Consider the following 14,717-nt stretch of genomic DNA (forward strand, 5'->3'; position numbering starts at 1 on the left):
GGCGACAATAGAACAGGAACAACGATGACAAATCTAAAAAAGCGCGAGCGAGCGAAAACCAATGCATCGTTAATCTCTATGGTGCAACGCTTTTCAGATATCACCATCATGTTTGCCGGACTATGGCTGGTTTGCGAAGTGAGCGGACTGTCATTCCTCTACATGCACCTGTTGGTGGCGCTGATTACGCTGGTGGTATTCCAGATGCTGGGCGGCATCACCGATTTTTATCGCTCATGGCGCGGTGTTCGGGCAGCGACAGAATTTGCCCTGTTGCTACAAAACTGGACGTTAAGCGTGATTTTCAGCGCCGGACTGGTGGCGTTTAACAATGATTTCGACACGCAACTGACAATCTGGCTGGCGTGGTATGGGCTGACCAGCATCGGGCTGGTGGTTTGCCGTTCGTGTATTCGCATTGGTGCGGGCTGGCTGCGTAATCATGGCTATAACAAGCGCATGGTCGCCGTAGCTGGGGATTTAGCCGCCGGGCAAATGCTGATGGAGAGCTTCCGTAATCAGCCGTGGTTAGGTTTTGACGTGGTGGGCGTATACCACGACCCAAAACCGGGCGGCGTTTCTAACGACTGGGCGGGTAATCTGCAACAACTGGTCGAGGATGCGAAAGCGGGCAAAATCCATAACGTCTATATCGCGATGCAGATGTGCGACGGCGCGCGAGTGAAAAAACTGGTTCATCAACTGGCGGACACCACCTGTTCGGTGCTGCTGATCCCCGACGTCTTTACCTTCAACATTCTCCATTCGCGCATTGAAGATATGAACGGTGTGCCGGTGGTGCCGCTGTATGACACGCCGCTTTCCGGGATTAACCGCCTGATTAAACGTGCGGAAGATATTGTGCTGGCAACGCTGATCCTGCTGCTGATCTCCCCGGTGCTGTGCTGCATTGCGCTGGCGGTGAAACTCAGTTCACCGGGACCGGTTATTTTCCGCCAGACTCGCTACGGCATGGACGGCAAGCCGATCAAAGTGTGGAAGTTCCGTTCGATGAAAGTGATGGAGAACGACAAAGTAGTGACTCAGGCGACGCAGAACGATCCGCGCGTCACCAAAGTGGGGAACTTTCTGCGCCGCACCTCACTGGATGAATTGCCGCAGTTTATCAATGTGCTGACCGGCGGGATGTCGATTGTTGGTCCGCGTCCGCACGCGGTGGCGCATAACGAACAGTATCGCCAGCTTATTGAAGGCTACATGCTGCGCCATAAAGTGAAACCGGGCATTACCGGTTGGGCGCAGATTAACGGCTGGCGCGGCGAAACCGACACGCTGGAGAAAATGGAAAAACGCGTCGAGTTCGACCTTGAGTACATCCGCGAATGGAGCGTCTGGTTCGATATCAAAATCGTTTTCCTGACGGTATTCAAAGGCTTCGTTAACAAAGCGGCATATTGATATGAGCTTACGTGAAAAAACCATCAGCGGCGCGAAGTGGTCGGCGATTGCCACGGTGATCATCATCGGCCTCGGGCTGGTGCAGATGACCGTGCTGGCGCGGATTATCGATAACCACCAGTTCGGCCTGCTTACCGTGTCGCTGGTGATCATCGCGTTGGCAGATACGCTTTCTGACTTCGGTATCGCTAACTCGATTATTCAGCGAAAAGAAATCAGCCACCTTGAACTTACCACGCTGTACTGGCTGAACGTCGGGCTGGGGATTGTAGTGTGCGTGGCAGTGTTTTTGTTGAGTGATGTCATCGGTGACGTGCTGAATAACCCGGATCTGGCACCGTTGATTAAAACATTGTCGCTGGCGTTTGTGGTGATCCCCCACGGGCAGCAGTTCCGCGCGTTGATGCAAAAGGAGCTGGAGTTCAACAAAATCGGCATGATCGAAACCAGCGCGGTGCTGGCGGGCTTTACTTTTACGGTGGTTAGCGCCCATTTCTGGCCGCTGGCGATGACTGCTATCCTCGGTTATCTGGTCAATAGTGCGGTGAGAACGCTGCTGTTTGGCTACTTTGGTCGCAAAATTTATCGCCCCGGTCTGCATTTCTCGCTGGCGTCGGTGGCACCGAACTTGCGCTTTGGTGCCTGGCTGACGGCGGACAGCATCATCAATTATCTCAACACCAACCTTTCAACGCTGGTGCTGGCGCGTATTCTTGGCGCGGGCGTGGCGGGGGGCTACAACCTGGCCTATAACGTGGCCGTTGTGCCGCCGATGAAGCTGAACCCGATCATCACCCGCGTGCTGTTTCCGGCGTTTGCCAAAATTCAGGACGACACCGAAAAACTGCGCGTGAACTTCTACAAGCTGCTGTCGGTGGTGGGGATTATCAACTTCCCGGCGCTGCTCGGGCTGATGGTGGTGTCGAATAACTTTGTACCACTGGTCTTTGGCGAGAAGTGGAACAGCATTATTCCGGTGCTGCAATTGCTGTGTGTGGTGGGGCTGCTGCGTTCGGTGGGTAACCCTATTGGCTCGCTGCTGATGGCGAAAGCGCGAGTCGATATCAGCTTTAAATTCAACGTATTCAAAACCTTTCTGTTTATTCCGGCGATTGTTATCGGTGGGCAGATGGCGGGCGCGATCGGCGTCACGCTCGGCTTCCTGCTGGTGCAGATTATCAACACTATTCTCAGTTACTTCGTGATGATTAAACCGGTGCTCGGTTCCAGTTATCGCCAGTACATCCTGAGCTTGTGGCTACCGTTTTATCTCTCGCTGCCGACGCTGGTGGTCAGTTATGCGCTGGGCGTGCTGCTGAAAGGGCAACTGGCGCTGGCGACGTTGCTGGCGGTGCAAATTACCGCAGGCGTACTGGCGTTTGTGGTGATGATTGTGCTGTCGCGCCATCCGCTGGTGGTGGAAGTGAAACGCCAGTTTTGTCGCAGCGAAAAAATGAAAATGCTTTTACGGGCGGGGTGAATGGTTCTCCCCGTAATGTTGTGCACATTTGCCCCCTCACCCTAACCCTCTCCCCTGGGGGCGAGGGGACTGATCGAGCACGGCTTTGAATATGGCACCGGTTTCACTCTTAATCATCAACCATAGCACCGACGCAATTTAGAACTCCTTTTGAGGTCATAATGAAATTACTTATTCTTGGCAACCATACTTGCGGCAATCGCGGCGACAGCGCCATCCTGCGCGGCTTACTTGATGCCATCAACATCCTCAATCCAAACGCCGAAGTGGACGTGATGAGTCGCTATCCAGTTAGTTCTTCCTGGCTGCTTAATCGCCCGGTGATGGGCGATCCGCTGTTCCTGCAAATGAAACAACACAACAGCGCAGCGGGCGTTGTCGGGCGCGTTAAAAAAGTCCTCCGTCGCCGCTATCAACACCAGGTACTGCTTTCCCGTGTGACCGACACCGGCAAGTTGCGTAATATCGCCATCGCCCAGGGATTCACCGACTTCGTGCGCCTGCTGTCAGGTTACGACGCCATCATCCAGGTCGGCGGATCGTTTTTTGTCGATCTCTACGGTGTGCCGCAGTTTGAACACGCACTTTGTACGTTTATGGCGAAAAAGCCGCTGTTTATGATTGGTCACAGCGTTGGCCCCTTCCAGGATGAGCAATTCAACCAACTGGCGAACTACGTTTTCGGTCACTGCGACGCCTTGATCCTGCGCGAATCGGTCAGCCTCGATCTGATGAAACGCAGCAATATCACTACCGCAAAAGTCGAATATGGCGTCGATACCGCCTGGCTGGTCGATCATCACACCGAAGATTTCACCGCCAGCTATGCCGTTCAACACTGGCTGGACGTTGCCGCACAACAGAAAACTGTGGCAATTACCCTGCGCGAACTGGCACCGTTCGACAAACGCCTTGGCACCACTCAACAAGCGTATGAAAAAGCCTTTGCCGGGGTGGTCAATCGCATTCTCGACGAAGGCTATCAGGTGATTGCGCTCTCCACCTGTACGGGCATCGACAGCTATAACAAAGACGACCGTATGGTGGCGCTCAATCTGCGCCAGCACATCAGCGATCCTGCCCGTTACCATGTGGTGATGGATGAACTTAACGATCTGGAAATGGGCAAAATTCTTGGTGCCTGTGAACTCACCGTCGGCACGCGCCTGCACTCAGCCATTATCTCGATGAATTTCTCCACTCCGGCAATTGCCATTAACTACGAACATAAATCCGCCGGGATCATGCAACAACTGGGGCTACCAGAAATGGCGATTGATATCCGTCATTTATTAGACGGTAGCCTGCAAGCGATGGTTGCGGATACCTTAGGCCAGCTTCCGGCGCTGAACGCACGACTTAACGAAGCCGTCAGTCGCGAACGCCAGACAGGAATGCAGATGGTGCAATCTGTACTTGAGCGCATCGGGGAGGCGAAATGAAGGTTGGCTTCTTTTTACTGAAATTTCCGCTGTCGTCAGAAACTTTCGTCCTCAATCAAATCACTGCGTTTATTGATATGGGATTTGAGGTGGAGATTGTCGCGTTGCAAAAAGGCGACACACAAAACACCCATGCGGCATGGACGAAGTACAACCTTGCTGCCAGAACCCGCTGGTTACAGGACGAACCCCGGGGCAAAGTGGCGAAGCTGCGTCACCGCGCCAGCCAGACCTTACGCGGTATTCATCGTAAAAATACCTGGCAGGCGCTCAACCTCAAACGCTATGGCGCTGAGTCGCGGAACCTGATTTTGTCTGCCATTTGCGGCCAGGTCGCAACACCGTTTCATGCCGATGTCTTTATCGCTCATTTTGGCCCTGCGGGGGTAACCGCAGCAAAATTGCGTGAACTGGGTGTCATTCGCGGCAAAATTGCCACTATCTTCCACGGCATTGATATCTCCAGTCGGGAAGTGCTCAACCATTACACCCCGGAATATCAGCAACTGTTCCGCCGTGGCGACCTGATGTTGCCAATAAGCGATTTGTGGGCGGGGAGATTGCAAAAGATGGGCTGCCCGACGGAAAAAATCGCTGTATCGCGCATGGGCGTGGACATGACGCGCTTTAGCCCTCGTCCGGTTAAAGCGCCTGGAACACCGCTGGAGATTATTTCCGTTGCACGTTTAACTGAGAAAAAGGGCCTGCATGTGGCGATCGAATCTTGCCGTCAGCTCAAAGAGCAGGGCGTGGCATTTCGCTATCGCATCCTCGGCATCGGCCCGTGGGAGCGGCGCTTACGTACGCTCATCGAACAGTATCAACTGGAAGATGTGGTGGAGATGCCGGGCTTTAAACCGAGCCACGAAGTAAAAGCGATGCTCGACGAAGCGGATGTCTTTCTGCTGCCTTCGGTCACGGGCGCGGATGGCGATATGGAAGGGATACCCGTGGCGTTGATGGAAGCGATGGCAGTCGGCATTCCGGTCGTTTCCACTTTGCATAGCGGAATACCAGAACTGGTGGAGGCCGATAAATCTGGCTGGCTGGTGCCGGAAAACGACGCCCATGCACTGGCGCAACGGCTGGCGGCGTTTAGCCAACTGGATACAGACGAACTGGCTCCGGTCGTCAAACGCGCGCGCGAAAAAGTCGAACACGATTTTAATCAGCAGGTGATTAATCGAGAACTCGCCAGCTTGCTGCAAGCTTTATAGAGGAGAACGCATGTCATTTAAAACAATCTCCCGACGCACCTTCCTGACGGCAAGCTCCGCGCTTGCTTTCCTCCATACCCCTTTCGCCCGTGCACTTCCCGCCCGACAAAGCGTTAATATCAACGACTACAATCCGCACGACTGGATCGCCTCATTTAAACAAGCCTTTAGCGAAGGGCAAACGGTCGTCGTGCCCGCCGGATTTGTTTGCGACAACATCAACACCGGCATCTTCATCCCTCCCGGCAAAACGTTACACATCCTCGGTAGTTTGCGCGGCAACGGCAGAGGGCGATTTGTCTTACAGGACGGCAGCCAGGTGACAGGGTTGAAGGGCGGCAGTATGCATAACATCACCCTGGATGTGCGCGGTTCTGACTGCACCATCAAAGGGCTGGCGATGAGCGGCTTTGGTCCGGTAACGCAGATTTATATCGGCGGCAAAAACAAACGGGTTATGCGCAACCTGACCATCGATAACCTGACCGTGAGCCATGCTAATTACGCCATCTTACGTCAGGGATTTCATAACCAGATTATCGGTGCCAACATCACCAATTGTAAGTTCAGCGACTTACAAGGCGACGCCATCGAATGGAACGTGGCAATCAACGACCGCGATATTTTAATTTCCGACCACGTAATAGAGCGCATCAACTGTACTAATGGCAAAATCAACTGGGGCATCGGCATAGGCCTTGCGGGAAGTACCTACGATAATAACTATCCGGAAGACCAGGCGGTGAAAAACTTTGTTGTGGCGAATATTACAGGATCGGATTGTCGACAGCTGATTCATGTTGAAAATGGTAAACATTTCATTATCCGTAATATCAAAGCGCGTAATATTACGCCTGATTTCAGCAAGAAAGCCGGTATTGATAACGCCACTGTAGCGATATATGGATGTGATAACTTTGTTATTGACAATATAGAAATGGTTAATAGTGCCGGGATGTTAATCGGCTACGGTGTCATTAAAGGCAGGTATCTCTCCATACCGCAAAACTTCAGACTGAATAATATTCATCTTGATAATACGGATCTTGCCTTGAAATTGCGTGGAATCCAAATCTCCGCAGGGAATGCTATCTCCTTTGTTGCGCTGACCAATATTGCGATGAAACGTGCTTCTCTGGAGCTACACAACAAGCCGCAGCACATTTTTATGCGTAATATCAATGTGATGCAAGAATCTTCGGTTGGCCCGGCCTTGACCATGAACTTCGACTTGCGTAAGGATGTCCGTGGGACATTTATGGCAAAGAACGAGACGCTACTGTCACTGGTAAATGTTCATGCGGTGAATGAAAAAGGACAAAGCTCGGTCGATATCGACAGGATTAATCACCATATCGTTAATGTGGAAAAGATAAACTTCAGGCTACCGAAACGGGAACGATAGATTTGCGACCATTCCTGGAAAAATGGCACCATACTTAAGAATAACGCTACTGCAATCCTGGACAAAGCGGCGTAACATCGGAAGGAAATCAGTAATCAATTCAGGGTAATTGATGCTGGCGAAAAAAATCGAACAAGCTATAATTCAGCAACCATTTTACAGGTGGATGAAATAATGACGAATTTAAAAGCAGTTATTCCTGTAGCGGGTCTTGGGATGCATATGTTGCCTGCCACTAAGGCGATTCCTAAAGAGATGCTACCCATCGTCGATAAGCCAATGATTCAGTACATTGTTGACGAGATTGTGGCTGCAGGAATCAAAGAAATCCTCCTGGTAACTCATGCGTCCAAAAACGCGGTCGAAAACCACTTCGACACCTCTTATGAATTAGAATCTCTCCTTGAGCTGCGCGTGAAGCGACAGCTGCTGGCAGAAGTACAGTCCATCTGCCCGCCGGGCGTGACCATTATGAACGTGCGTCAGGGTGAACCATTAGGTTTAGGCCACTCTATTTTGTGTGCCCGACCGGCTATTGGTGATAATCCATTTGTCGTCGTGCTGCCCGATGTCGTTATTGATGATGCCAGCGCCGATCCGTTGCGTTACAACCTTGCAGCAATGATTGCGCGCTTCAATGAAACTGGTCGCAGTCAGGTATTGGCAAAACGTATGCCGGGAGACCTCTCTGAATACTCCGTCATCCAGACTAAAGAGCCGCTGGATCGCGAAGGTAAAGTCAGCCGCATTGTTGAATTTATCGAAAAACCCGATCAGCCGCAGACGCTGGATTCAGACATTATGGCCGTAGGCCGTTATGTGCTTTCTGCCGATATTTGGCCTGAACTGGAGCGCACTCAGCCTGGTGCATGGGGGCGAATTCAGCTAACAGATGCCATTGCTGAACTGGCGAAAAAACAGTCCGTTGACGCAATGCTGATGACTGGTGACAGTTACGACTGTGGTAAGAAAATGGGCTATATGCAGGCGTTTGTAAAATATGGGCTGCGCAACCTGAAAGAAGGGGCGAAGTTCCGCAAAGGCATTGAGAAGTTGTTAAGCGAATAACGAAAATCTGACAGGAAGTGTCGGTCAGTAAGAAATTAAAAACGGCAGTGAAGATTCATAGCATAAGTTTTGCGCATTGAATTTTCCTGCCGTTGTTTTTTTATGAATTTCAATAATAACAATGAGTTAGCAAGCGGCTTCGCGTCAAACTTTTCCAGGATTTTCCTTGTTTCTATGGCTGTTTGGTAAGACAATTAGCGTTTGAATTTTTCGGATTTTGCGCGAGTGAGTAACGCTCGTCACATCGTAGTCATGCACGCAGTGCTCTGGTAGCTGTTAAGCCAGGGGCGGTAGCGTGCACTAATGCCTCTATTAATCAATTCTGGAGCAGTCTATTTCACAGCATGCTCTATAGCTATATGGAATAAAAAAGTGAAGATACTTGTAACTGGTGGCGCAGGGTTTATTGGCTCTGCTGTAGTTCGTCACATTATAAATAATACGCAGGACAGTGTTGTTAATGTCGATAAATTGACTTACGCCGGAAACCTGGAATCACTCGCTGAAGTTTCTGATTCTGAACGTTATTCATTTGAGCATGCAGATATCTGCGATGCCGTAGCTATGGCGCGTATTTTCGCACAGCACCAGCCAGACGCGGTGATGCACCTGGCGGCAGAGAGTCATGTTGACCGTTCAATAACTGGCCCTGCGGCATTTATTGAAACCAATATTGTGGGTACTTATGTTCTTTTAGAAGCGGCGCGCAATTACTGGTCTGCTCTGAATGATGAAAAGAAAAAAAGTTTCCGCTTTCATCATATTTCTACTGATGAAGTGTATGGTGATTTACCCCATCCGGATGAAGTAAATAATAACGAAGCGTTACCGCTATTTACGGAAACGACAGCTTACGCGCCAAGTAGCCCATATTCTGCTTCTAAAGCGTCCAGCGATCATTTGGTACGTGCGTGGAAGCGGACTTATGGTTTACCGACCATTGTGACTAATTGCTCTAACAATTATGGTCCTTATCACTTCCCGGAAAAACTAATCCCATTGGTTATTCTGAATGCTCTGGAAGGTAAGCCATTACCTATTTATGGTAAAGGGGATCAAATTCGCGATTGGTTGTATGTAGAGGATCATGCTCGTGCGTTATATACCGTTGTAACCGAAGGTAAAGCGGGCGAAACTTATAACATTGGCGGACACAACGAAAAGAAAAACATCGACGTAGTGTTCACTATTTGTGATTTGTTGGATGAGATTGTACCGAAAGAGAAATCTTATCGTGAGCAAATTACTTATGTTGCCGATCGCCCAGGGCATGATCGCCGTTATGCAATTGATGCCGATAAAATTAGCCGCGAATTGGGCTGGAAACCGCAAGAAACGTTTGAGAGCGGTATTCGTAAAACGGTGGAATGGTATCTGACTAATACAAATTGGGTTGAGAATGTGAAAAGCGGTGCTTATCAGTCGTGGATTGAACAAAACTATGAGGGCCGTCAGTAATGAATATCCTGCTTTTCGGCAAAACAGGGCAGGTGGGTTGGGAACTGCAACGTGCTCTGGCACCGCTAGGTAATCTGATTGCTCTTGATGTTCACTCCACTGATTATTGTGGCGATTTCAGCAACCCTGAAGGTGTGGCTGAAACTGTCAAAAAAATTCGCCCTGATGTTATTGTTAATGCGGCTGCTCACACTGCAGTAGACAAAGCGGAATCAGAACCGGATTTCGCACAATTACTTAACGCGACAAGCGTCGAAGCGATTGCAAAAGCAGCTAATGAAGTCGGAGCCTGGGTTATACACTACTCCACTGATTATGTTTTCCCAGGCAGCGGTGACACGCCATGGCTGGAAACGGATGCAACAGCACCGCTAAATGTCTACGGTGAAACCAAGCTAGCTGGGGAAAAAGCGTTACAAGAACATTGCGCAAAGCATCTTATTTTCCGTACCAGCTGGGTATACGCTGGTAAAGGAAATAACTTTGCCAAAACAATGTTACGTCTGGCAAAAGAACGCGAAGAGTTGGCTGTAATAAACGATCAATTCGGCGCACCAACGGGTGCTGAATTGCTGGCTGATTGCACTGCTCATGCCATTCGTGTGGCAGTAAACAAACCCGAAGTTGCTGGTTTGTACCATCTGGTTGCTGGTGGCACAACAACCTGGCACGATTATGCCGCTCTGGTATTTGAAGAAGCGCGCAAAGCGGGGATCAACCTTGCTCTTAACAAACTCAACGCCGTGCCAACAACGGCCTATCCCACACCAGCCCGTCGACCCCATAACTCTCGCCTCAATACAGAAAAGTTTCAGCAGAACTTTGCGCTTGTCTTGCCTGACTGGCAGGTGGGCGTGAAACGTATGCTCAACGAATTATTTACGACTACGGCAATTTAACAAATTTTTGCATCTCGCATCATGATGCCAGGGCGGGATGAATTAAAAGGATGGTGAAATGAAAACGCGTAAAGGTATTATTCTGGCTGGTGGTTCCGGCACTCGTCTTTATCCTGTGACGATGGCAGTAAGTAAACAACTGCTGCCGATTTATGATAAGCCGATGATTTATTATCCGCTTTCAACGCTTATGTTGGCGGGTATTCGCGATATTCTTATTATCAGTACGCCACAGGATACGCCGCGTTTCCAACAATTGTTGGGGGACGGGAGCCAGTGGGGGCTTAATTTACAGTATAAAGTACAACCGAGCCCGGATGGCCTGGCGCAAGCGTTTATCATTGGTGAAGACTTTATTGGCGGTGATGATTGTGCACTCGTGCTTGGCGATAATATCTTCTATGGACACGACTTGCCGAAATTAATGGAAGCTGCTGTTAACAAAGAAAGCGGTGCAACGGTATTTGCTTATCACGTTAATGATCCTGAACGTTATGGTGTCGTGGAGTTTGATAAGAGCGGAACAGCCATTAGTCTTGAAGAAAAACCATTAGAGCCAAAAAGCAATTATGCTGTAACCGGACTTTATTTCTATGACAATGACGTTGTAGAAATGGCGAAAAACCTTAAACCATCTGCGCGTGGTGAACTGGAAATTACCGATATTAACCGCATTTATATGGAACAAGGACGTTTGTCTGTTGCTATGATGGGGCGCGGCTATGCGTGGCTGGATACAGGGACGCATCAAAGCCTTATTGAAGCAAGCAACTTCATTGCAACGATTGAAGAGCGTCAGGGATTAAAAGTATCTTGCCCGGAAGAGATTGCTTATCGTAAAGGATTTATTGATGCAGAGCAGGTGAAGATATTGGCCGAGCCGCTAAAGAAAAATGCTTATGGTAAGTATCTGCTAAAAATGATTAAAGGTTATTAATAAAATGAACGTAATTGAAACTGAAATTCCTGATGTGCTAATTTTTGAACCAAAAGTATTTGGTGATGAACGCGGTTTCTTTTTTGAGAGCTTTAACCAGAAAGTATTTGAAGAAGCTGTAGGACGGAAGGTTGAATTTGTTCAGGATAACCATTCTAAATCCAGCAAAGGCGTATTACGTGGACTTCATTACCAGTTAGAACCCTATGCACAAGGAAAACTGGTACGCTGTGTTGTCGGTGAAGTTTTTGATGTTGCGGTTGATATTCGGAAATCATCACCTACGTTTGGCAAGTGGGTTGGTGTGAATTTATCTGCTGAGAATAAGCGTCAGTTGTGGATACCTGAGGGGTTTGCTCATGGGTTTTATTCAAAAGAAGAAGGAACAGAAATATTGTATAAAACAAATAATTTTTACTCAAAAACTCATGAGAGATGTATTATGTGGAATGATGTTGTATTAAACATAGATTGGCAATTAGACAACGAACCTCTTTTGTCACCAAAGGATTGTTTGGGCACTCCATTTATAAAAATTGATTATTAATAAAAGACATTAATAATGAGCATTAAAATAAATAGTTTAATAAATTTGGCTGGATATGCAATCCCAACTTTATTGTCAATACCTGCGATGGGTTATTTGGCAAGGGCTCTGGGAATAACAGACTTTGGATTTTTTTTAATGTTTTTTACAATAGTAGGATACGCTAGCATATTTGACCTTGGGCTTTCGCGAGCAGTTGTGCGCGAGATATCATTAAATAAAAATGATATAAAAGTAACTAGTCAAGTAATCACAACATCAGTATTTTTAACTATATTTATTGGGATTGTTGTTTCCGTTATTTTCTATTATAGTGATCATAAAATAGCATCCTTAATTAGTGGACCTGAACAAACTGAGAATGTAGCATACGCTATAGGTGTTTTATCTTATTGTCTACCGTTCTACCTTCTGAATTTGGTTTGTTGGGGGATATTAGAGGGATATGAAAAATTCAAATTATTAAATATACAAAAAACAATCACAGGTATTTTAACTGCAATACTACCTATTATTCTTATTCATGAAAATGTTAGTTTGCTTAATGCTACTTGGGGGCTGGTCATTGCGAGAATAACTGGAGCTCTTTTAAGTGTGTTATTTGTTTTTAGAAATAACAAAGTCACAATGGATCTTAGTTTAAATAAGACAAAAGCACTATTAAGTTTTGGCGGATGGGCAAGTATTAGTAGTATAATTAACCCATTGCTTACAAATATTGACCGGTTTATATTGTCAAATGCAGTTGGTCCTGCTAAAGCATCGTTATATATTGCCCCTGCAGATGCGATATCAAAGTTACTTATATTGCCAACAACAATAGCAAGGACAATTTTCCCTGCACTATGCAAGAATAATACAAAAGGTGAGAGAAAAAAAATAATAAAAGAGGCTACACTATTAATTGGTGTAAGTAGCATAATTATAGCTATTATATTTTCTTTTAAAGCTGGTGATATCATAACTTTATGGCTTGGGAAACAATATAGCATAGAGAGTCCTTATATATTTCAAATATTATTGATAGGTTTTGTGTTCAATTCTTTTGCTCAAGTTCCGTTTGCTCAAATCCAATCGAAAGGATATGCAAAAATTACGGGGGTCATTCATCTTATTGAATGTATTCCATACCTGTTAGTTTTATATTTCTCGATTATGTATTTTTCTGTTGCCGGTGTTGCTTATGCTTGGAGCGCAAGAGTTACCGTCGATTATTTTGTTTTAATGCTTGTTTCGTTGAGACTGGAAAAGAAAAAATGAAAATCCCGGTATTAGTGACTTCTTGTATCTCACCTAATGCTCCTCTTACAAATCTTTCTGATGAAAATGCAAGATTATCACTTACATTGAAGGCGATAAGGGAGTTGTCAAAAAATGCAGATTCACTCGTAATATGTGATGGTAGTGATTATGATCTAACTAAAGATATCTATAATGATAAACAAATAATTAATAAGGATTCAATCGAAATATTACATTTTAAAAACGATGTGGAGAGTGTTAAATCTTATGGCAAAGGTTACGGAGAAGGTGAGATAGTTGAATATGCATTAATGAATAGCCACTATTTATCTGGGGCAGAACATTTCGCAAAAATCACTTCCAAACTATATGTTGATAATTATAAGCAATGTATAAAAGCGTTCAATGGAAAGGCTTTTTTTATTCCAGTGCCTTTTTTGAAGGAGAATATGATTGACACAAGGTTTTATGTGGTAAATAAAAAATTATATCATGACTTCTTTGTTGATTCTTATAAAAATGTTCGAGACCTTGATGGGGTTTATTTAGAACATGTTTTTTTTGAACAGATTGAAAAAAATAAATTAACAGGAGTTATTGGAACAATAATACCAAAAATAAGAGGTTTTTCTGGCACATTTAATATCGAGTATTGTACTGATAGTAAAGTTAAGAGCTTGATTAAAGAATTAAGGTTAAAATATATTGCTATGAAAAATAAGTGAGTGGAGATGAATAGCTTAAGGATCACTATAATAACATCAACGTACAATTGTGGATATGATTTTTGCAAGACAGCGGAATCTATTAAAAATCAAACTTATAATAATATCCAATGGATTGTAATTGATGGTAACTCTAATAAGTCAACACTAGAACATATACAAAAATATACCGACATCATCGATTATTTTTTATGCGAGTCTGATCAAGGTATATACGACGCTTGGAATAAAGCTCTACCTCACATAACGGGCGATTGGGTTATTTTCATGGGTGCCGGCGATACCTTTTATGAAAATAATACGCTTGTAAAAATAATCAATGTTATGCGTGAAAAAGAGAATGCAACAACTATATATGGTGATGTTTATTTTGGTGAAAAAGATAACATAGTTGGGATTTATGGGGAAATAAAGAAAAAATGGGAATGTGGTCGACCCGCGCTCCCTCCTCATCAGGGGACTTTTCAGCACTCAAGTCTTTTTAAAGATAATGTTAATTGCTTTGATACAAAATTAAAAATAGCGGCTGATAGTGATTTTTTGATACGAACGATTGATCCGGATAAAATACATTATGTTAATTTTCCTGTATCAATTATGGATGCTTCAGGTATAAGTTCAAATGAGTCTAATAAAGAGTTGGTTAAGAAGGAAATCGCATATATTCTTGCTAAAAATAAAATTTCCATGCCTCTATCATACAAGGTGAAATTTATTTTTTATAATATCTTGCAGGATTTATTTAAAAAAATTGTTCCACAAATATTATATCAGAAAACAAAATCAATTAAGCGCAAATTATTCGGTCTAAGATAGGGGGGGGTGTGGTCATAATTTATTGTTTAAACATTACAATAGCTATAGTATTATATTTCTCT

At 45.7% G+C, this 14,717-nt stretch carries 13 protein-coding genes; all 13 read left to right on the forward strand.

Annotated features, from left to right (window positions below; translation table 11 throughout):
• Nucleotides 1–24 precede the first annotated feature (24 nt).
• The gene (gene wcaJ, locus HEM79_RS16670; protein WP_176242100.1) at nt 25–1,419 is read left to right on the forward strand and encodes an undecaprenyl-phosphate glucose phosphotransferase; all 1,395 of its coding nucleotides are present in this window, start codon (nt 25–27) and stop codon (nt 1,417–1,419) included.
• A 1-nt stretch (nt 1,420) separates the two neighbouring features.
• Nucleotides 1,421–2,899 (forward strand): colanic acid undecaprenyl disphosphate flippase WzxC, encoded by a 1,479-nt coding sequence (wzxC, locus tag HEM79_RS16675; protein ID WP_176242098.1) that lies wholly within the window; start codon nt 1,421–1,423, stop codon nt 2,897–2,899.
• Between the two features lie 161 nt (nt 2,900–3,060).
• A complete protein-coding gene (gene wcaK / locus HEM79_RS16680; RefSeq protein WP_176242096.1) occupies nt 3,061–4,341 on the forward strand; it encodes a colanic acid biosynthesis pyruvyl transferase WcaK in 1,281 nt (426 codons plus the stop codon).
• Entirely contained in the window at nt 4,338–5,558 is a 1,221-nt protein-coding gene (wcaL, locus tag HEM79_RS16685) for a colanic acid biosynthesis glycosyltransferase WcaL (protein ID WP_176242094.1), read from the forward strand. The genes wcaK and wcaL overlap by 4 nt, the downstream gene beginning before the upstream one ends.
• Nucleotides 5,559–5,568: 10 nt before the next feature.
• A complete protein-coding gene (wcaM, locus tag HEM79_RS16690) occupies nt 5,569–6,963 on the forward strand; it encodes a colanic acid biosynthesis protein WcaM (RefSeq protein WP_176242092.1) in 1,395 nt (464 codons plus the stop codon).
• A 174-nt stretch (nt 6,964–7,137) separates the two neighbouring features.
• Entirely contained in the window at nt 7,138–8,031 is an 894-nt protein-coding gene (gene galF, locus HEM79_RS16695; protein WP_000183032.1) for a UTP--glucose-1-phosphate uridylyltransferase GalF, read from the forward strand.
• A 372-nt stretch (nt 8,032–8,403) separates the two neighbouring features.
• Complete coding sequence (gene rfbB / locus HEM79_RS16700; protein WP_176242090.1) at nt 8,404–9,489, forward strand: dTDP-glucose 4,6-dehydratase; 1,086 nt, start codon at nt 8,404–8,406, stop codon at nt 9,487–9,489.
• The gene (gene rfbD / locus HEM79_RS16705) at nt 9,489–10,388 is read left to right on the forward strand and encodes a dTDP-4-dehydrorhamnose reductase (protein WP_001023613.1); all 900 of its coding nucleotides are present in this window, start codon (nt 9,489–9,491) and stop codon (nt 10,386–10,388) included. Before rfbB ends, rfbD begins: the two co-directional genes overlap by 1 nt.
• Before the next feature lie 58 nt (nt 10,389–10,446).
• Nucleotides 10,447–11,325, forward strand: coding sequence for a glucose-1-phosphate thymidylyltransferase RfbA (rfbA, locus tag HEM79_RS16710; protein ID WP_105285102.1), 879 nt, complete (start codon nt 10,447–10,449; stop codon nt 11,323–11,325).
• A 4-nt stretch (nt 11,326–11,329) separates the two neighbouring features.
• Nucleotides 11,330–11,872: a dTDP-4-dehydrorhamnose 3,5-epimerase gene (rfbC, locus tag HEM79_RS16715; RefSeq protein WP_001100715.1), complete on the forward strand. Its 543-nt coding sequence runs from the start codon at nt 11,330–11,332 to the stop codon at nt 11,870–11,872.
• A gap of 15 nt (nt 11,873–11,887) precedes the next feature.
• Nucleotides 11,888–13,132, forward strand: a complete 1,245-nt coding sequence (locus HEM79_RS16720; protein ID WP_176242088.1) for a flippase — start codon at nt 11,888–11,890, stop codon at nt 13,130–13,132.
• Nucleotides 13,129–13,839, forward strand: a complete 711-nt coding sequence (locus HEM79_RS16725; protein WP_016231800.1) for a hypothetical protein — start codon at nt 13,129–13,131, stop codon at nt 13,837–13,839. The genes HEM79_RS16720 and HEM79_RS16725 overlap by 4 nt, the downstream gene beginning before the upstream one ends.
• A gap of 6 nt (nt 13,840–13,845) precedes the next feature.
• On the forward strand, nt 13,846–14,655 hold the full coding sequence (locus HEM79_RS16730; RefSeq protein WP_016231799.1) for a glycosyltransferase family 2 protein: 810 nt from the start codon (nt 13,846–13,848) through the stop codon (nt 14,653–14,655).
• Nucleotides 14,656–14,717 lie beyond the last annotated feature (62 nt).

It is taken from the genome of Escherichia sp. 93.0816 (genome assembly GCF_013368855.2).
GTDB classification, from domain to species: domain Bacteria; phylum Pseudomonadota; class Gammaproteobacteria; order Enterobacterales; family Enterobacteriaceae; genus Escherichia; species Escherichia ruysiae.